The following is a 19,120-nucleotide window of genomic DNA, read 5'->3' as shown; positions in this document are numbered from 1 at the left end:
TTTTGACCCTGTTTGCTTTTGCAATGGGCGCTCACACTGTCAATGCCGCCACTAGTTGCAGCCCCTTGCTATCTCAAACCTTTCCGCGCCTGCAAGACGAAGCGCCACAAAGCCTATGCCAGTACCAAGGAAAGGTCATTTTGGTAGTCAATACAGCTAGCTACTGTGGGTTTACTAGCCAATATGATGGCCTTGAAAAGGTTTATGCCAAATATAAAGATAAAGGGTTGGTGGTATTGGGCTTTCCTTCAAATGACTTTGGCCAGCAAGAACCTGGTAGCAATAAAGAAATTGCTGACTTTTGCAAAAATACTTATGACGTCAAATTCCCAATGTTTGCCAAGAGCGCAGTTTCTGGCAGTACGCCTAACCCCCTCTTTAAGGCATTGATTGCCAAAACAGGAACTACTCCAAAATGGAATTTCTACAAGTATCTGATTGACCGAAATGGCAATGTAGTGGACTCCTTCAACAGCATGACTAAACCTACCAGCAACAGTATCACCAATGAGATTGAGAAACTCCTGAAGGAGAAGGTGTAGTGAGTAAAAAAAGAATTGCCATTATTGGTGCTGGCATTTCTGGCCTAGGATGCGCTTATGCCCTGAGGCAACGCCGAGATTTAGACATAACAGTTTATGAGGGTGGCGCCCACATCGGCGGCCACAGTAATACAGTCAATTTCAAGCATAAGGTAGGTAAGGAAGAAATTGTGCATGGGGTTGATACAGGCTTCTTAGTATTCAATCGCAAAACATATCCACGACTAGTAAGGCTTTTTGAAGAAATTCAAGTGCCCATTGCGCTCTCGGAAATGTCATTCTCAGTTTCGATAGATGCCTCAGAAAAATCTCATAAACCTAAAACAATTGAATGGGCAGGTAATGATCTCAACTCCTTCTTTGGTCAAAGATCGAACCTCTTATCTTTCTCTTTTTGGAGGATGGCTTTTGATATTCTGCGTTTCAATCGTCTGGCTACTCAATTAGCAAATGACCAAATTGAAGCTGGCCACCTTTACGCCGAACCAGATGAATCCATTGCCAATTTTCTAGATCGCAATCGGTTTTGCCAAAGCTTTAAAGAAAATTATTTTTTACCGATGATTGGTGCAATCTGGTCTTGCTCTGTCGAGCAGATGCTGGAATTTCCGATTCAGACAATGGTGCGGTTTTGCCATAACCATGGCTTACTACAAATCCAAAATCGCCCTCAATGGCTAACTATTCAAGGTGGGTCACGTGAGTATGTAAAACGGCTTGTAGCAGCTCTGGAAAAACATCATGTCGACATTGAACGTAAAACGGTTCTACGAGTCAATGCTAGCAATGACAGCACCGTGCAATCTGAAGTTATCACAGAGTCTGGATCAGCCTGGTTTGATGAAGTAGTGATGGCCTGTCATAGCGACCAATCTCTCGAGCTATTGCATGGTATACATCAGGATGCCAAAAATATTCTTGCCGCCATCCCCTATCAAAAAAATCGGGCGATCCTACATACAGATATCCGGTTTTTACCCTCGGTAAAGCGTTGTTGGGCTGCCTGGAATTACACCGCTAAATCGGGCGCAATGCCCTCAGCAAAACAGCATGTCAGCGTAAACTATCTCATTAATCGTTTGCAGCCTCTTCCTCCTGAATTGAAAGATCTACAAATCATTGTCAGCCTCAATCCATTAACCGATCCTGATCCAAAGTTAGTACATCAAGAAATTCGTTATGCTCACCCCGTATTTGATATGGGCGCTATTCAAGCGCAAAAAGAGTTGCCCCTGATACAAGGGAACTCATCTATTTGGTTTTGTGGCGCTTGGACTGGATTTGGATTTCATGAGGATGGATTGCGTTCGGGCGAGTTGGTTGCTGAGGCCCTATTAGAAAGTCTACGCTCACCAGTGAAACATAGCCACAAACAAGATGCTCAATAAATGAATCAGCCAAAGATTAATTTTGGGGTAGTAAAGCATAGCCGCTTTCGTCCTGCGCGCAATGCCTTTGGATACGGTGTATTCACCGTCTCAATTCCTATGCGGGCTAGAAGTGTAAATCCTAGCCTACTCAGCGATTGCGGCCTCAAGGATAACCGCCGAGGATTAATCTCCTTCTTTGACAAAGATCATGGTCAGGGAAAAACAAATAGTCTTGCGTGGATTGAAAACCTTTTGCATGAAAATCAGGTGCCCAATGTTGATGGAGAAATTTGGTTACAAACCTTTCCCAGAGTTTTAGGCTACGTATTTAATCCTGTCAGCTTTTGGATCTCTACTCGCACCAATGGACAGGTACAAGCAGTACTTGCAGAGGTGAATAATACTTTTGGAGAACGGCATTGTTATTTACTATATAAGGATTCCGGTGAGGCCCTGCATTCTGGAGAGACACTGACCAGCAAAAAAGTATTTCATGTTTCTCCTTTCTGCGAGATCCGCGGGGAATACCACTTCCGCTTCCTATTTCCCAATGAAAGTAACTCTGGCCGCCACTCTGTTTACCGTATTGAACTCCATGAAGATGGACGCCCCTTGATCAACACCAGCATTAGTGGGCAAAGCCGCCCGCTTAGTCGTGCTAATCTCTATTTAGCTTTTATCAGGTATCCCTTAATGAGCTTGGGTGTAATTTTCCGTATCCACTGGCAGGCATTGAAACTGTGGTTCAAAGGTGTACCCTTCATCTCGAAACCTAAACCTCCTGAATTTGAAATTAGCCGATGAATCGCCCCGGACAATCATTACTCTCTCGTTTAAATTTTGCTCGACCAAAAGCAAAGTCATCCAAACAATACCGATTTAGCGTTCAAGCTCTATTGAAATTACTGTCACAGTTGCGTAGCGGCCATCTGAAAATCATCTTGCCAAATAACGAAAGAAAAGAGTTCGGCAACCCTTCCGATGCTCTACATGCAGAAATTCAGATTATAGATTGGTCAGTATTTAAGCAAGTCATGTCTCATGGCGATATCGGCTTTGCTGAAAGCTATATCCGCGGGCAATGGAATACTCCCGACCTGAAGGCTCTCCTAGAGCTCGCAATTCGCAATCGGACTATTCTAGAAAAAGCCATTTATGGAAACTGGTATGGCTCGATTTTCTATCGCCTCAAACATTGGCTGCGAGATAACACCAAATCGGGTAGCCGCAAGAATATTCAAGCACACTACGACTTAGGGAATGCATTCTATACTTTATGGCTTGATCCCACAATGAGTTATTCGAGCGCTTGGTTTTCCGAAAGTGAAAATCAGTCGCTTGCAGAGGCACAGCGAGCAAAAATTGGACGTATTCTCGACTCAATTGGCTCAAAAGAATCAGAGCACATTCTGGAAATCGGGTGTGGCTGGGGCGGGGTGATGGAGGAGGCACTACATAGCAATATTGCCATCACAGGTTTAACTCTTTCTACTGAACAAAAAGCGTTTGCGGATTTACGCTTAAAAAATATTCAAGCGAGTCGTGAACAGGCTCCAGCATTTGAAGTTCGTCTACAAGACTATCGAGACTGCCAAGAACAGTTCGATGGAATCGTCTCTGTTGAAATGTTTGAGGCCGTTGGCGAAAAGCATTGGCCAGAATATTTTCAAACTATCGCTAAACGCCTAAAAGCCGGCCGTAAAGCTTGTATTCAAACTATTGTGATTGCTGAAGAATTTTTTGAACGCTATCGACATAGTACTGACTTTATCCAGCAATACGTATTTCCAGGCGGAATGCTTCCTTCACGAGTCAGCTTCCGAGAAAGTGCCGCGCAAGCTGGCCTCAAGGTAGAGGCTGAATTTGCTTTTGGTACTGATTACGCTAAAACGCTCTGCATCTGGAGAGATGACTTTAATCGAAAACTGCAAGAGGTACGTCAACTCGGATTTGATGAAGCTTTTATTCGACTTTGGAATTTCTACCTCATGTATTGCTCCGCAGGATTCTCAGAGCGTAGTATCGATGTGGTGCAATTCACTTTGAGCCATGACGCTCCCACAAACTCGGGTAAGGCCCTCAGCGCATGAAACAACTAGGTATCGATCACTTCTCTGGCAAACGTGTTTGGATCATTGGCGCTTCGAGCGGCATTGGTGAAGCATGTGCCAAGGCTTTAATTCAAAAAGGGGCCAAGGTGGCACTTTCGAGCCGCAGGGTTGAGCGCCTCCAAGAGATAGCAAACCTTGCGCCCGCAGAGCAGACATTAATTCTTCCTGTCGATGTAACCCAAGATGATCAAATCAATACTGGCTATCAAAAGATGATTCAAGCTTGGGGTGGCATTGATTTGCTACTTTTTGTTTCAGGGGTTTATGTGCCCTTGCGTGCCGATAACTTTGATATCAAAACTGCCGAGCAGACGATTGACGCTAATCTTTTAGGCCCCATGAGAGCGGTAGCAGTTGTTCTACCTCGTATGCTTCAAGAGTGCGCTGGGCACATTGCTATTGTAGGGAGTGTTGCTGGTTATAGCGGACTACCAAAGGCCTTAGCTTATGGGCCGAGCAAAGCTGGAATTATTAATTTTTGTGAAACCTTGTATTACGACTTATTACCCCAGGGTATCAGTGTGCATATGATCTCACCAGGGTTTGTTGCTACTGAAGCCACCGCTCAAAATGATTTTGAAATGCCAGCATTAATTACTGCTCAAGAGGCTGCAAGCGAAATATTATCTGGCATTCAAAAAGGTGAGTTTGATATTCACTTTCCGAAACGGTTTTCAGGATTCTTAAAATTTCTCAGAATCCTACCGTATCCACTGTACTTTTGGATTATTCGTCGCTTTGTAAAAATCTAAGTAGGTTTGTAAGTCAACAAGCGCTACTTGTATTTATCTTTACGAATCTTTTCTTCAAGGAAATCCATCACTCCAATAGCTTTAGCCTTAGTGCCAGCAATAGATGGGGAAGTAACGTATTTACCTTGCATCACCATGGTTGGCACGCCATCAATGCGATAGGCGTCAGCTAACTGCCTAGCCGCACGGGCTTTTGAAGTCACTGCAAATGAGCGATAGGTGGCCAAAAAAGTATTGCGATCAATGCCCTGAGAAGCGGCCCAATCAGCAATTTCTGATTCTGTTAATAAACGCTTATTTTCTTTATGCATGGCGTACATCACTTTTTCATGCAGGGCGTCGCCTTTACCAAGAGCTTCCAGCGTATAGAAGAGTTGGCTGTGGGGCATAAAGTCATCCCGAAAAGCAACTGGAACTCTTTTGAAAACAACATCTTTAGGCTGACGCTTCACCCAACCAATCAGCTCAGGCTCAAAGTCATAACAATGGGGGCATCCATACCAAAAGAATTCAATGATCTCTACTTTTCCCTTAGTTTCAACTGGCTGAGGAGTCGGAAGAATACGGTAATCAAAACCTTCTTCAATTTTTTGACCTTGTGCAAGCACAGCGCCACTTAAACAGATGAAGGCGAATAAGGTAAAGATTCTTTTGCTAAATGAAATCATGGTTTACTAGATTTAATAAGGGTTGGTTTGATACCCATGCCATTTAACTTATCACGCATGGAATTTGTTTCTTCAGAACTACCATAAGGCCCAATACGTACTCGCCACAAGGTATTACCTTCGCTCGTGACTTCGCTCAACAGAACCTGAATACCTTGCATTGCCAAAGTCGCTTTTTGTGCATCAGCATCAGCTCGCTTCACAAATGCGCCAATTTGAAGATAGTACTGCGCATCTGATTTTCCTGCTGGCGCTGATGAAGTCTCAGCTGACTTCTTACTATTCAGTAAATCGCTAATAGTATCTGGCCCAGAATTGGTAGAAGACTTACCCTGCAAAGGCTTATTCAAATCTATAGGTTCGGTAGGAATTGTAGTTTCTCCTTCAGCAGGAGGAGGGGCAGGTTTAATAATGTTGAGTGGCAAATTAGGTGCGCGCATCCCAGGTCTTTCTTGGGGGGTATTTTTAGAAAGATAAAAAGCAATCACAAAAGCAATTCCTAAACCTACACCTAGGCCTAGAATAAAACCCAGAATAGTACCGCCGAATTGAGTATTACTACTCACGCGCTTACTGAAGCCATTTTGCTGATTCGGTTTTTTCATGATTTCCTCATCTTACATGTCACTTCATAAGTAGTCACTACATCTTAGCTGGTGCGGATACACCTAATACTTTTAAACCATTTTGTAAGACTTGGCGAGTCGCTGATAGAAGGGCTAGCCGCGCTAATTTCAAATGCTGATCATCAACCAATACTCGATCGGCATTGTAGAAAGTGTGGAAATCACCCCCCAAATCACGCAAATAGAATGCCAATGCATGTGGCGCTAGATCAGCAGCTGCATCAGTCAGTAGTTCTGGATACTCTGCTAAACGTCTTAATAAATGGTCGGATGCTTTACTATCCAAGAGCGATAAGTCGACCACCGCCAAATCACTTGTTTTTCCACCCCATTGGCTCAGGATTGAGCTGATACGAGCATGAGCATATTGCACATAGAAAACGGGATTCTCGTCATTTTGCTGTAGCGCTAAATCAATATCAAATACAAATTCTGTATCCGCCTTACGAGAGATTAAAAAGAAGCGTACAGCATCACGGCCTCGCTGCAATGCCAAATCTCGTTCTTGCGGAGTCATCTCAGGGGTGACGCCACCTGACCACTCAACTAAATCTCGCACAGTCACATAAGATCCTGCACGTTTTGAAATTTTGACTTCCTCGCCGTGACGCATCACCGTCACCATCTTGTGAAGAACATAATCTGGATAAGTTTTCGGAATATCCCATCCACGCTTTTGGGCTACTCCCTGCAAGCCTGAGCGAACGCGAGCAATCGTGCCATGGTGATCGCTACCCTGGACATTAATTACTTTTTCAAAGCCACGCTTCCACTTACTCGCGTGATAAGCCACATCGGGAACAAAGTAAGTAAAACTACCGTCGGATTTGCGCATGACACGATCTTTATCATCACCGTCAGCTGTCGTCTTTAACCATAAAGCACCTTCACCCTCATAGGTTTTTCCGATACTCTGTAGATCTTCAACAATTTGAGCAACGCTACCATCGGTGTACAAAGAGGACTCTAGGTAGTAACAATCAAATTGGACGCCAAACGTTTTTAAATCGATATCTTGTTCATTCCGCAAATACGTTACTGCAAATTGACGAATCGCCTCAAGATCATCCTTAAACTGAGGTGATGCTTTAAAAGCAGTAGCAATCTCAGCAATATATTCACCGTTATAGGCCTGCTCTGGCCATGCGGTATCGCCAGGCTTTAATCCATTTAATCGAGCCTGTACCGATAGCGCTAGATTGGCGATTTGCACTCCAGCATCGTTGTAATAAAACTCACGATGCACTTTGATGCCTTGGGTTGCCAAAAGATTGGCTAATGCATCACCTAAAGCAGCCTGTCTACCATGCCCCACATGCAAAGGCCCAGTTGGGTTTGCTGAAACAAACTCAATCATGGCACTAGTAACAGGACCAGCCCCCAGAGATATTTCTCCATACTGAGAACCCGAGGACAAAATTTCTTTTACTACTGAAGTTTTAGCCGCATTGCTCAGTCTGAAGTTAATGAAGCCTGGACCAGCAATTTCACAAGCAACGATCAGTTGGTCAAAGCCAGATTGTTTTTGTAAGCGCTCCACAAGCGTCTGAGCCAACTCTCTTGGGTTCAGTTTCCAAGCTTTAGAAAGCTGGAGAGCGATATTACACGCCACATCTCCATGATCAGCAGACTTAGGGCGCTCTAGCCGTACTTGCGGCACCTCACCCAAGCCTCGCTCATCAGCTAAGCCCTGTAAAGCCTTAGTCAGCATCTCAATTAGGTGGTTTTTATTAGTCAACAACATAGGATAGTGAGTTTATCAGGTGGTAAGCTATCAAAATGATCTATCAATTTCGATCCAAAGCAGGGGCAGATGTCATCATGCTGGCGGATTTAAGCAAGCGAATTTTTGACATCTTGGGCCGTCCATTGGAGCCTAGGGGAATTTTCACAATCGAACAACTTCCAGGCCTGATTAGCACCCTAGAAACTGCCATCCTAAAAGATTTGGAAGAGCGGTCACAGATCAAGACAGGAAATCAAGAAAACTCAGAAATACCCAAACTGGCAGATCGGCTAGGCCAAAGAGCGTATCCCTTTCTTGAGCTTTTAAAGCAAAGCAATGCCAAAGGTGAGCCTGTGATGTGGGGCGTTTAATCCAGAGAGCTAGATAATTGACGACGCACGTCGTCAATAGATTCGCCGCGACGTTGGGCCAAGTCCTCTATCTGGTCAGTAGACAACTTACCAACATTAAAGTAACGAGCTTGCGGGTGAGCCAAATAGAATCCGCTCACGCTCGATGCAGGGTTCATTGCCATCGACTCAGTCAAAGTCATCCCAATATCTTCTGAGCCTATCACGCGTAATAAATCCTTTTTGACTTCATGTGCAGGACAGGCAGGATATCCAGGCGCCGGTCGAATGCCACGATATTCTTCATGGATCATTTCGTCATTTGTCAAAACCTCATCGACAGCATAGCCCCATAAATCGGTTCTCACGCGATGATGCATCAGCTCAGCAAAAGCTTCCGCTAAACGATCAGCCAAAGCCTTCAACATAATAGCGCTGTAATCATCATGCTTTGCTTGAAATTCTGCGACCTTTTTCTCCACGCCATGGCCTGTTGTCACCGCGAAGCAACCTAGATAATCAGAGACCCCAGATTCCTTTGGTGCAACATAGTCTGCCAAACAACGATTTGGTCTACGCACGCCATCAATCACTGGACGCTCAGCTTGCTGACGTAAGTTATGCCACACAAATAATGAATGCTCGCGTGCTTCATCGCTATATAAAATAATGTCATCACCGACAGCATTCGCAGGGTAAAAAGCAACTACCGCATCTGCTTGTAACCATTGGCCCTTAATTAATTTATCTAACAGGGTTTTAGCATCTTCAAATACCTTACACGCTTCCACGCCCACCACTTCATCATCTAAGATGGCCGGAAATTTCCCAGCTAAATCCCAAGTCTGGAAGAAGGGGGTCCAATCAATATATTGAGCAATATCGGCTAAGGCAAAGTTTTTAAAAACTCGGCGGCCAATAAACTTTGGCTTCTCAGAAACATAGTTAGCCCAATCGATTAACTCGCGATTTTTGCGTGCCGCCTGCAGAGAAATGGTAGGCGCTGCTTTTTTATTAGCGTGTTGCTCACGAATACGAACATAGTCGTCACGAAGGTCCTGAATGAATTTTTTGGCGCTCTCATCCGAAAGCAGACTGGAGGCAACCGAGACAGAGCGCGATGCGTCAGGCACATAAACAACTGGACCATCGTAATGAGGAGCAATCTTTACAGCAGTATGTACTCGAGAGGTGGTAGCGCCGCCAATCATTAGTGGAATTTGTCGCTCACGGAAATAGTCATCACGTTGCATTTCTTGGGCAACGTAAGTCATCTCCTCAAGGGAAGGTGTAATTAAGCCAGAAAGGCCAACTATATCGGCCTTCTCTTCCTTAGCGCGCTTGAGAATTTCAGCACAGGAAACCATCACCCCCATATTAGCTACTTCAAAGTTATTACATTGCAACACTACAGTCACAATATTCTTACCAATATCATGCACATCGCCCTTAACGGTAGCCATGACAATCTTGCCTTTAGCTTTCGCCTCACCGCCGCCAGCAATGTGTAAGCGCTTTTCCTCCTCAATATAAGGAATGAGAATAGCCACAGCCTGTTTCATTACCCGCGCACTCTTTACTACTTGTGGCAAGAACATTTTGCCCTCACCAAACAAATCGCCAACCACATTCATACCGTCCATGAGTGGGCCCTCGATTACTTCAATCGGCCTACCACCCCCACCCATAATTTGTGCACGAAGCTCTTCAGTGTCTTCTTCGATAAAAGTAGTAATACCATGCACTAAAGCATGCGTTAGGCGCTCACGCACCAACTCTTCACGCCAGACTAAGTTTTCAACTTGCTTAGCTCCGCCACCCTTAAATTGGTCAGCAATATCCAATAAGCGCTCTGTTGGTGTTTTTCCGTCTTTTTCTTTAAAACGATTCAGTACAACGTCTTCAACGCGCTCACGAAGTTCTGAGTCTAGATCTGCATAGACTCCAAGCTGTCCTGCATTCACGATACCCATATCCATGCCTGCCTTGATGGCGTGATAAAGGAATACTGTATGAATCGCCTCGCGGACACGGTCATTACCGCGGAAAGAAAAACTAACATTAGAAACGCCACCACTTACTTTGGCGCCTGGAAGATTTTCCTTAATCCAACGAGTGGCATTAATAAAATCTACTGCATAGTTATCATGCTCTTCAATTCCCGTGGCAATAGCAAAAATATTCGGATCAAAAATAATATCTTCAGCTGGAAAACCGATTTCATTCACTAAGATTTCGTAACAACGCTGACAAATTTCCGTTTTGCGCTTGAACGTATCAGCTTGCCCAACTTCATCAAAGGCCATTACTACTGAGGCGGCCCCATAGCGGCGAATGAGTCGAGCTTGTTTTCTAAATAACTCTTCGCCTTCCTTTAAAGAAATAGAATTAACAATCGGCTTACCTTGAATACACTTTAGCCCGGCTTCGATCACGGTCCATTTAGAAGAGTCGATCATGATCGGTACACGAGCAATATCCGGCTCTGAGGCAATCAAATTCAAAAAGCGCGTCATCGCTGCTTCTGAATCTAACATTGCCTCATCCATATTGATATCAATCACTTGGGCGCCATTTTCAACCTGTTGACGGGCCACTACGAGCGCCTCATCAAATTGGTTATTCAGAATCATGCGAGAAAACGCTTTAGATCCCGTAACGTTTGTACGCTCGCCAATATTGACAAAGCCCACAACTGGCGTGACATTAAATGATTCAAGCCCAGACAGCTTCATTGCAGGTTTCGGTTGTTGATTTTCTATGGTGCTCACGCCACTGCCCCCGCATCTTCACGATAAAAAGCACGGGGTTTACGCTTGGAAACCGCATTTGCAATTGCACGAATATGTTCGGGTGTGGTGCCGCAGCAGCCGCCTACAAGATTGACCAAGCCATCTTTAGCAAATCCATCCATTAAGCTCGAAGTAATTTCTGGCGTCTCATCAAAGCCCGTATCGCTCATAGGATTAGGTAGGCCTGCATTGGGGTAGCAGGAAACTGCTACATTACAAATACGTGCCAATTCAGCAATATATGGGCGCATGAGTGCAGCACCTAAAGCGCAATTTAATCCAAAAGTAAGTGGCTTAATATGACGCAAGCTATTCCAAAAGGCCTCAACCGTTTGACCAGACAGAATACGGCCTGATGCATCTGTTACTGTTCCAGAAATCATCACTGGCAAACGTTCGCCTGTCTCTTCAAAAAATTCATCTAAAGCAAACAAAGCGGCTTTAGCATTGAGCGTATCAAAGATCGTCTCTACTAAAAATAAATCTACGCCACCAGCAAATAGGCCCTCAATTTGCTCGCGATAAGATGCTCGCAACGCATCAAAAGTAATGTTTCGTGCACCAGGGTCATTTACATCAGGAGAAATGCTTGCAGTCTTTGGTGTTGGTCCAATCGCGCCAGCAGCAAAACGTGGCTTATCAGGCGTGCTGTATTTTTCGCATGCGGCCTTCGCTAGCTTTGCTGAAACTTCATTCATTTCACGGGCCAAACCAGGCATTTTGTAATCGTCTTGCGCTACGGAAGTAGCACCAAAGGTATTGGTTTCAATAATGTCTGCACCAGCATCTAAGTATTGTTCATGAATCTTGCTAATAGTTTCTGGCTGGGTCAGCACTAACAATTCATTGTTGCCTTTTAAGTCACCAGGATGATTTAAAAAACGAGGATTTCCAGGAAGGCCTCGGTAATCTTCTTCTGAAAACTTGTACTGCTGAATCATGGTTCCCATTGCTCCATCCAAAATGAGGATGCGCTGCTTCAGCAGCTCAGGAAGCGCCTGACCACGGGTGTACGGCTGGGATAAACCTTTAAATAACATTACTTAACCGGGAATAATCTCTAGAATCCCTTATTCTATTGGAAAAGCCACTTTTTATTTACTTGGAGCCTTATATGTTCGGAACTATTCCTGAATTTAATCAAAGCCTTGATATGTTCAAAACCATGTGGGGACAAGGTGCGGCAGCTCAAGCCGGGCAATTTCCCTTTACTACAGACGCATCTAAGGCTGCTGGCGGCTTTACTTCCGCCTTTCCAGGCCTAGATGTAGAGGAATTAGAAAAGCGCATCAAGGATCTCAAGAGCGTTGAAAGCTGGCTAAATCTCAACCTCAATATTCTTAAATCAACCATTCAAGGCTTAGAGGTTCAGCATGCCACCATGATGGCCTTAAAGTCTTTTGGTGAAGCTGTTTCTGCCGCTGGTGCAACAGCCTCTAAAACCGCTGAAAATTCAAAAACCAAAACCAGTGCTAAACCACGGAAAACCGCAACACGCCGTCGTCGCAAAGCTGGCGATGCAACTTACCTCGACGAAGTAGGTAATTCAGATGGGCAATAGCCTCGCCCATGGCAAAAGTAAGCTGATGAATATCTAATTCGCGCTTAAACAAAACCGGCACGATCTCTCTAGCATGTGCCGGTTTTTGACATGCGCCCAAGGTATCGGCTAAACGCTCATCATGGTGTGTCTTAAGCTGAGTAATCCGTATCTTCATTCCTGTAAAAGGCTTACCGTGTGAAGGCAGCACTAAGGTGTCATCTGGCAGTGGCAAATATTCATCTAGAGAGTCTAGATAGAGCCCCAAAGGATCTGCATCAGGGTCCACATCAAAGACACTGACGTTAGTGGAAATTCGTGGCAACAACATATCTCCAGAAATTAATACTCCAAGATCTTTGCAAAAAAGCGAGGCGTGCTCTGGTGCATGACCGAAGCCCATAATGACTTGCCACTCTCGGCCACTGATCAGAATGTTTTCACCATTAATAATCCGCCGATATTGTCTTGGAACACCGGGAACCAGATTGCCATAGTAGTTAGAGCGGCCCCGAATCTTTTCTAAATCCTCCGGTGTAGTCAGACCATGTTTTTGAAAATGGTCTGCAGACCCGTCGCCGCCAGCCCTTGAGCCAATGGCTGCACCACCCTCTTTATGACTTAACCATTGAGCAGTTAAATAATCTGTCATCGAAATCCATAAGGGCGCCTTCCATTTTTCACATAACCATTGTGAAAGCCCCACATGATCAGGATGCATATGCGTCACAATGACTCGCAATACTGGTAATCCATTGAGTTCATTTGCAAATATTTTGTCCCATGCAGCCTTAGTTTCATCATTGGCTATACCGCAATCGACGATGGTCCAGCCATCCACACCATCAATTTCATCGCGCAAGAGCCATAAATTAATATGGTCCAAAGCAAATGGCAGTTTCATTCTGAGCCAACGAACTCCTGGGGCTACTTCAATGCTACTACCTAACTCTGGAAGCTGATCTCCAAGGGGGTAATGAAGAGCGCTTTCAGAAGCTAACGGAGGTTTATTGTTCATATATTTATTTAACCGATTATTGATTGACGTTGACAATCACCCGCCCTCGGATGTTACCTGCCATGAGCTCTTGTGCATATTTTAAGGACTCCTCCAAATTAATTTCATGAGAAATCTCATCAAGAGTTTTTAAATCAATCAGCTTACTTAATTGCTCATAAGCAGCAATTCTTTTTGCACGTGCCACGGTAACACTATTGATACCATATAAAGTGATGCCACGAAGAATAAATGGTGCCACACTAGAAGGAAAGTCCATGCCTTGCGCAAGGCCACAAGCAGCAACTGCGCCATCACTCTTCGTTTGGGCGCAGGCGTTCGCCAAGGTATGGCTTCCAACGCTATCCACTACAGCAGCCCAACGCTCTTTCGCCAAGGGCTTTCCAGGGGCAGATAAGGCAGTGCGCTCAATGACCTCTGAGGCACCAAGCTGCTTTAAATAATTCTCTTCAGATAAACGCCCAGTACTAGCGACCACCGTAAATCCCAATTTACTTAAGAGCGCAATCGCAAAGCTACCGACGCCACCTGCCGCACCAGTGACTAAAACTTCACCATCACTTGGCTTAAGACCATGAGATTGCAGCGCCATCACACATAGCATGGCGGTATAACCTGCAGTGCCAATGGCCAAAGCCTGCTTGGCTGTAAAGCCTTTAGGCAATGGAATGAGCCACTCGGCCTTGACCCGCGCCATTTGACTTAAACCACCCCAGTGACCTTCTCCAACGCCCCAACCATTAAGAAGGACCATATCGCCAGCCTTAAAGTCGGGGCTACTGCTCTCTATTACTTCCCCCGCGAAATCGATCCCCGGCACCATCGGAAAGTTGCGTACGACAGGGCCTTTACCAGTAATGGCTAGACCATCTTTGTAATTGAGGGTGGAGTAAAGCACCCTCACCTTTACATCACCTTCGGGCAAGCTAGCCTCATCAAGCTCTGCCAGCTCAGCGCGATAGCCCTGATCATCCTTTTTTACCAAAATAGCCTTAAACATGCATCTTCCTTTTAGATCGAAGCTTTTCCCCGCAACAAATGCGTAATAGGTTTATCCTAGCGAGCATTGATGATTATGGGGGTTTCCATGAAAAAAATTCTACTATTAACTGCGCTTTCTAGCTTACTACTAGCTGGCTGCTCCTCAACCCAACTCGGCATGTCTATGGGCAATATGCGCCTGATTAATTCTAGCGCTCCCCCTCAAGAGGTAATGGACTTTGCTACAAACACTTGCCGGAACGACTTTTACCAAGGAGCAAGCTTTCTCTCCAAGGCTAACAAGGAGTATCGCTTTAAATGCGTCAAAGCCGAAGAGAATGAAATCTTGATGCCTATTCCTGGAACCACTATTACTCCTGTAAGCAAGTAATTCATAGTCAATGGCCCCATTTACCTCCCAGGAGTTACGCAAAGGATTCGCCTCATTCGCAACAGGGGTTACCGTCATTACTTGCCTTGATGAACAGCAGCAGCATCATGGCATCACCATCAGCTCATTTAATACGGTTTCCTTAGAACCCCCACTGATTCTTTGGAGCCTAAAAAAACAGTCGCGCTTCATGCCTTGGATGGGTCTTGGGAAAAAACATCTGATTCATGTACTTGAACGCGCACAAGAAGATTTAGCCATGCACTTTGCAACTGTTAAGCATGATCAGTTGATCGGTGTGGATCATCAAATTGCTGATAGTGGTCTTTGTCAGATCAATGACTGTGTTGCTTATTACGAATGTGAAACTGTTTACGTCCATACCGGTGGGGACCATAACATCATCGTTGCCAAAGTAATAAGCCTAACAAATCATCCAGAAAAAGAACCGCTCATTTTTGCACGCAGCAAATTTGTTGGTCTTGATTTCGCCGAACTTAAAACAATTTAATTCAAGTAAATACAAATGAAGGAAAAGTCATGATGCGTTTATGGGGCCGTAAAAGTTCGATCAATGTACAAAAAGTTTTGTGGTGTCTGGCTGAACTTGGAATGCAAGAAGGTAAAGACTTCGAGCGAATTGATGCAGGACTTCACTTTGGAGTGAATCGCACTCCTGAGTTTCTCAAATTAAACCCTAATGGGCTGGTCCCAACCCTGGAAGATGGTGATATCGTACTTTGGGAATCGAATACCATCATGCGCTACCTAGCGCGCCAATACGATAAGCAGGGCCGTTATCCAAGTGACATTGCCAGTCAATATGGTTCAGAAAAATGGCTTGATTGGCAAGTTGGAACTTTATGGCCAGCTTTACGTGCACCATTTTTAGGCTTAACTCGCGTACCTGAAAACGAACGTAAGTACGATGCCATTAAAAAAGGGTATCAAGACACCAATAACTTGTTAGAACTACTGGATACTACTCTAGCAAATCAAGACTATTGCTCTGGTAAGCAATTTCACATTGGCGATATTGCTCTAGGGCTCTGCGTTGCTCGTTGGATATTGGTAGATGAAACCTTTCCAGAAAAAACTGGCGGTCGTATCAAGCTAAAAAATATTGATGCATGGCTGAAGCGCTTGGAAACAGAAACCTTATTTAATGAAATTGTCGAGAAACAGCTCAACATCATCAAATAAGGAAAGCTTACGGTTGCTTAAATTTATTTTTATGGTGGTCAGCGCCTAGCAATAGATACATTGCTGGAACAACAAATAAGGTGAAGAGGGTGCCGATTGATAATCCGGTAAAGATCACGATACCCATTGACTGACGACCTGCAGCACCTGCTCCTGAGGCAATCACCAAAGGAACCACTCCCAGAACCATCGCCGCAGTAGTCATTAGGATGGGTCTTAAACGTACGCTACTTGCCTCGACAATAGCATCGAGCTTACTGCGACCAGCCCCTTGTAATTCATTAGCAAATTCCACAATCAAGATTCCATGCTTACTAATTAAGCCCATGAGAGTAACTAAGCCCACCTGGGTATAAACGTTTAGCGTAGTGAATCCTAAGTTGATAAAGATAAGCGCACCAAATAAGGCAAGGGGAACTGAGACCAAGATCACAATGGGATCGCGAAAGCTCTCAAATTGAGCAGCTAGCACCAAGAACACGATCAAAATCGCAAAGAACATGGTTACCAAGAAACCACCAGATTCAGCCATAAACTGACGTGAGGGTCCAGCGTAATCCATGCTATATCCGTTTGGTGCGACCTCTTTCAAAGTCTGACGCATGAACTCCAATAAATCTTCCTGTGAAATAAATGGTGTATTCACACCAGCAATGGTGGCTGAATTCAATTGCTGAAAGTGATTGATTGATTGGGGTACTACTCTTTTCTTAATAGTTGCAATAGTGCGGGCTTGAACCATTGCACCACTGGGAGTACGAATGTAGTAATCCAAGATTTGATCGGGGTTTAATCTATCGACTTGCTTGACCTGAGGAATGACTTTATATGAGCGCCCTGAAACAGAAAAATAATTCACATAACCACCGCCTAAGGCTGCTGACAATGCTGCGCCAACCTGCTGTTGCGTCATTCCTAGGGCCGCTACTTTCTCGCGATCAATCACTAAAACATCTTGCGGTTTATCAATTTTTAGATCTGAATCAACATAGAAAAAGTTTCCGCTACGACGTGCCTTATCTAATACTGCTTGTGAAACTTCATTCAACTGATCATATGGCTCTGTTGTAGTAATGACCACTTGAACTGGGAATCCTTGAGCTCCAGGCAATGCAGGGAATTGGAATGCTGCAACCCGAACACCAGCAATTGAATTCCACTTCTTTTGCATATCCTCTTGGAACTTGGTGGCATTGCGGCTTCGTTGAGTCCAATCTTTTAGCAAGACGCCACCAAAACTACTGGTAGGGCTGGTAATTTGGAACATTTGTTCATACTCGGGTTCCGCGCTAGATATCTGATAAATCTGATCAGCATAAGTCTGCATTTGATTTACCGTACTGTTAGGCGGTCCGGAAGCCTGCATCAATACAATGCCCTGATCTTCAGTAGGCGCTAATTCTGCACGTGCAGTTGCATATAAATATGCAACACCCCCCAATAGAATGGCACCCATCACAATAATGACTTGCCATGTACTTAATAAATCTCGTAGGGTACTTTGATAGCTGTGGTGAACCTTATCAAAGATGCGATCAATCTTTTGTACAAATGGAGAAGCCTCTTGCTCTTCAGTAAAAATGCGAGAGCACATCATTGGCGAAAGTGTTAACGCAATCAGGCCCGAGACAGCTACGGCACTAGCCAAAGTAAAGGCAAACTCAGTAAACAGAGCGCCCGTTAAGCCTCCCTGAAAGCCAATTGGGATATATACCGCGATTAAAACGATCGTCATTGCTAAAATCGGACCACCTAATTCTCGGGCAGCAATTAAAGAAGCCTCTAATGGCGACTTGCCTTCTTTCATATGACGATCAACGTTCTCCACCACAATAATGGCATCATCAACCACCAATCCAATTGCTAACACTAAAGCCAAGAGCGTTAATAAATTAATTGAGTAGCCTAATACCTGCATCATGAAGAAGGTGCCAATTAATGAGAGTGGCATCGCAATTACTGGTACCGCCACAGCACGATAACTACCCAAAAAGAGGTAGATGACTACCGTCACAATTAATAAAGCTTCTAGTAAAGTGATTATTACTTCATCAATCGAACTAGTAATAAACATAGTTGAGTCATAAACCACCTTACCAGTCATACCGACTGGTAATTGCTTTTGGATCTCAGGAACAATGTCCCGTATACGTTGCGCGACATCCAATAAATTGGCTTGGGGGGCAACTTTAATAGCGATGAACACTGACCGCTTACCGCTAAATGCAACGTTGGTGTTGTAGTCCTCAGAACCAAGGGTTACATTGGCAACTTGGTCTAGATAGACTATATTCACGCCATCTTTTTTGATCACTAACTTACGAAACTCTTCAAGAGTATGTAAATCTGTTCCGGCAACCAGATCAACGGCCACCATATCACCTTTCGTGCTACCTACCGCAGATAAGTAATTATTCGCTGCCATGGCGTTATAAACATCGTCAGCCCCAACACCAAGACCAGCCATCTTTTCGCGATCTAACCAAGCACGCAAAGCAAATTTTCTACCACCAGTAATTTCTGCGTTTTGAACACCGTCAACAGAGTCTAGTTTTGGCTTTACTACTCGGAGCAAGTAGTCAGTAATCGCATTATTCGGAATCTCATCACTGTAAAAACCCATATACATTGCCGCAGTAGATTGCCCAACCTGTACAGTCAATACAGGCTGCTGAGCCTGCGGGGGCAATTGGTTTCTGACAGCACCAATCTGGGTTTGAATTTGGGTTAGCGCTGCATTGGAGTCGTAATTTAACTTCAAAGTAGCAATGATGGTGGAAACGCCACTCACGCTTGCAGAGGACAAGTAATCGATGCCTTGCGCCTGTCCAATAGAAGCCTCTAAGGGTTGCGTAATAAACCCTGCGATTGTTTCAGGATCAGCGCCAAAGTAAGCAGTGGTAATGGTGACAATCGCATTTTGAGTTTGGGGGTACTGATTAACAGGTAGGCTACCAACCGCCTTCAAACCAAATACCAGGACAAGCGCACTGACTACCAGTGAGAGCACCGGTCTTCGAATAAATATGTCAGTCCAATTCATCTGCTAC

At 44.6% G+C, this 19,120-nt stretch carries 18 protein-coding genes; 10 read left to right on the top strand and 8 right to left on the bottom strand.

Features of this window, described 5'->3' with window-relative positions; all coding sequences use genetic code 11:
- Window positions 1–23: 23 nt before the first annotated feature.
- The 5 genes from ABWP14_RS07080 to ABWP14_RS07060 are packed head-to-tail and all read left to right on the top strand — an operon-like array spanning window position 24 to window position 4,775.
- Window positions 24–542, top strand: coding sequence for a glutathione peroxidase (locus ABWP14_RS07080; protein ID WP_353202313.1), 519 nt, complete (start codon window positions 24–26; stop codon window positions 540–542).
- The gene (locus tag ABWP14_RS07075) at window positions 542–1,930 is read left to right on the top strand and encodes an NAD(P)/FAD-dependent oxidoreductase (RefSeq protein WP_353202268.1); all 1,389 of its coding nucleotides are present in this window, start codon (window positions 542–544) and stop codon (window positions 1,928–1,930) included. Before ABWP14_RS07080 ends, ABWP14_RS07075 begins: the two co-directional genes overlap by 1 nt.
- The gene (locus ABWP14_RS07070; RefSeq protein ID WP_353202267.1) at window positions 1,931–2,716 is read left to right on the top strand and encodes a DUF1365 domain-containing protein; all 786 of its coding nucleotides are present in this window, start codon (window positions 1,931–1,933) and stop codon (window positions 2,714–2,716) included.
- On the top strand, window positions 2,713–4,002 hold the full coding sequence (locus tag ABWP14_RS07065; RefSeq protein WP_353202266.1) for a class I SAM-dependent methyltransferase: 1,290 nt from the start codon (window positions 2,713–2,715) through the stop codon (window positions 4,000–4,002). Before ABWP14_RS07070 ends, ABWP14_RS07065 begins: the two co-directional genes overlap by 4 nt.
- Window positions 3,999–4,775, top strand: coding sequence for an SDR family NAD(P)-dependent oxidoreductase (locus ABWP14_RS07060; RefSeq protein ID WP_353202265.1), 777 nt, complete (start codon window positions 3,999–4,001; stop codon window positions 4,773–4,775). The genes ABWP14_RS07065 and ABWP14_RS07060 overlap by 4 nt, the downstream gene beginning before the upstream one ends.
- 23 nt (window positions 4,776–4,798) lie before the next feature.
- Here the strand turns inward: ABWP14_RS07060 and ABWP14_RS07055 are convergent, their stop codons facing one another.
- The 3 genes from ABWP14_RS07055 to argS are packed head-to-tail and all read right to left on the bottom strand — an operon-like array spanning window position 4,799 to window position 7,813.
- On the bottom strand, window positions 4,799–5,443 hold the full coding sequence (locus tag ABWP14_RS07055; RefSeq protein ID WP_353202264.1) for a thiol:disulfide interchange protein DsbA/DsbL: 645 nt from the start codon (window positions 5,441–5,443) through the stop codon (window positions 4,799–4,801).
- A complete protein-coding gene (locus tag ABWP14_RS07050) occupies window positions 5,440–6,048 on the bottom strand; it encodes an SPOR domain-containing protein (RefSeq protein WP_353202263.1) in 609 nt (202 codons plus the stop codon). Before ABWP14_RS07050 ends, ABWP14_RS07055 begins: the two co-directional genes overlap by 4 nt.
- 37 nt (window positions 6,049–6,085) lie before the next feature.
- Window positions 6,086–7,813, bottom strand: coding sequence for an arginine--tRNA ligase (argS, locus tag ABWP14_RS07045; RefSeq protein WP_502930154.1), 1,728 nt, complete (start codon window positions 7,811–7,813; stop codon window positions 6,086–6,088).
- A 35-nt stretch (window positions 7,814–7,848) separates the two neighbouring features.
- Here argS and ABWP14_RS07040 point away from each other — a divergent pair, with 35 nt between their 5' ends.
- Complete coding sequence (locus ABWP14_RS07040) at window positions 7,849–8,166, top strand: DUF1840 domain-containing protein (protein ID WP_353202262.1); 318 nt, start codon at window positions 7,849–7,851, stop codon at window positions 8,164–8,166.
- On the opposite strand, the gene metH is transcribed toward ABWP14_RS07040, so the two are convergent.
- Entirely contained in the window at window positions 8,163–10,916 is a 2,754-nt protein-coding gene (gene metH / locus ABWP14_RS07035; RefSeq protein ID WP_353202261.1) for a methionine synthase, read from the bottom strand. The two genes, ABWP14_RS07040 and metH, sit on opposite strands and share 4 nt — an antisense overlap.
- The gene (locus ABWP14_RS07030; protein ID WP_353202260.1) at window positions 10,913–11,977 is read right to left on the bottom strand and encodes a homocysteine S-methyltransferase family protein; all 1,065 of its coding nucleotides are present in this window, start codon (window positions 11,975–11,977) and stop codon (window positions 10,913–10,915) included. The genes metH and ABWP14_RS07030 overlap by 4 nt, the downstream gene beginning before the upstream one ends.
- Before the next feature lie 74 nt (window positions 11,978–12,051).
- Between ABWP14_RS07030 and ABWP14_RS07025 the strand changes: the two genes are divergently transcribed.
- Window positions 12,052–12,498, top strand: a complete 447-nt coding sequence (locus tag ABWP14_RS07025; RefSeq protein WP_353202259.1) for a PhaM family polyhydroxyalkanoate granule multifunctional regulatory protein — start codon at window positions 12,052–12,054, stop codon at window positions 12,496–12,498.
- Here the strand turns inward: ABWP14_RS07025 and ABWP14_RS07020 are convergent.
- Window positions 12,410–13,495, bottom strand: coding sequence for an MBL fold metallo-hydrolase (locus ABWP14_RS07020; RefSeq protein WP_353202258.1), 1,086 nt, complete (start codon window positions 13,493–13,495; stop codon window positions 12,410–12,412). The two genes, ABWP14_RS07025 and ABWP14_RS07020, sit on opposite strands and share 89 nt — an antisense overlap.
- Window positions 13,496–13,511: 16 nt before the next feature.
- Window positions 13,512–14,495, bottom strand: a complete 984-nt coding sequence (gene acuI, locus ABWP14_RS07015) for an acrylyl-CoA reductase (NADPH) (protein ID WP_353202257.1) — start codon at window positions 14,493–14,495, stop codon at window positions 13,512–13,514.
- An 87-nt stretch (window positions 14,496–14,582) separates the two neighbouring features.
- Here acuI and ABWP14_RS07010 point away from each other — a divergent pair, with 87 nt between their 5' ends.
- The 3 genes from ABWP14_RS07010 to ABWP14_RS07000 are packed head-to-tail and all read left to right on the top strand — an operon-like array spanning window position 14,583 to window position 16,070.
- Window positions 14,583–14,867: a hypothetical protein gene (locus ABWP14_RS07010; RefSeq protein ID WP_353202256.1), complete on the top strand. Its 285-nt coding sequence runs from the start codon at window positions 14,583–14,585 to the stop codon at window positions 14,865–14,867.
- 10 nt (window positions 14,868–14,877) lie between these two features.
- Window positions 14,878–15,378 carry a flavin reductase family protein gene (locus ABWP14_RS07005; protein ID WP_353202255.1) on the top strand — a complete coding sequence of 167 codons (501 nt, stop codon included), beginning with the start codon at window positions 14,878–14,880 and terminating at the stop codon, window positions 15,376–15,378.
- Between the two features lie 29 nt (window positions 15,379–15,407).
- A complete protein-coding gene (locus ABWP14_RS07000) occupies window positions 15,408–16,070 on the top strand; it encodes a glutathione S-transferase family protein (protein ID WP_353202254.1) in 663 nt (220 codons plus the stop codon).
- A 7-nt stretch (window positions 16,071–16,077) separates the two neighbouring features.
- Here ABWP14_RS07000 and ABWP14_RS06995 read toward each other — a convergent pair whose 3' ends face one another.
- The gene (locus tag ABWP14_RS06995; protein ID WP_353202253.1) at window positions 16,078–19,113 is read right to left on the bottom strand and encodes an efflux RND transporter permease subunit; all 3,036 of its coding nucleotides are present in this window, start codon (window positions 19,111–19,113) and stop codon (window positions 16,078–16,080) included.
- Window positions 19,114–19,120 lie beyond the last annotated feature (7 nt).

Origin of the sequence: Polynucleobacter sp. (genome assembly GCF_040400325.1) — a bacterium.
Lineage (GTDB): Bacteria > Pseudomonadota > Gammaproteobacteria > Burkholderiales > Burkholderiaceae > Polynucleobacter.
This window is presented reverse-complemented; position numbering and strand designations above follow the sequence as displayed.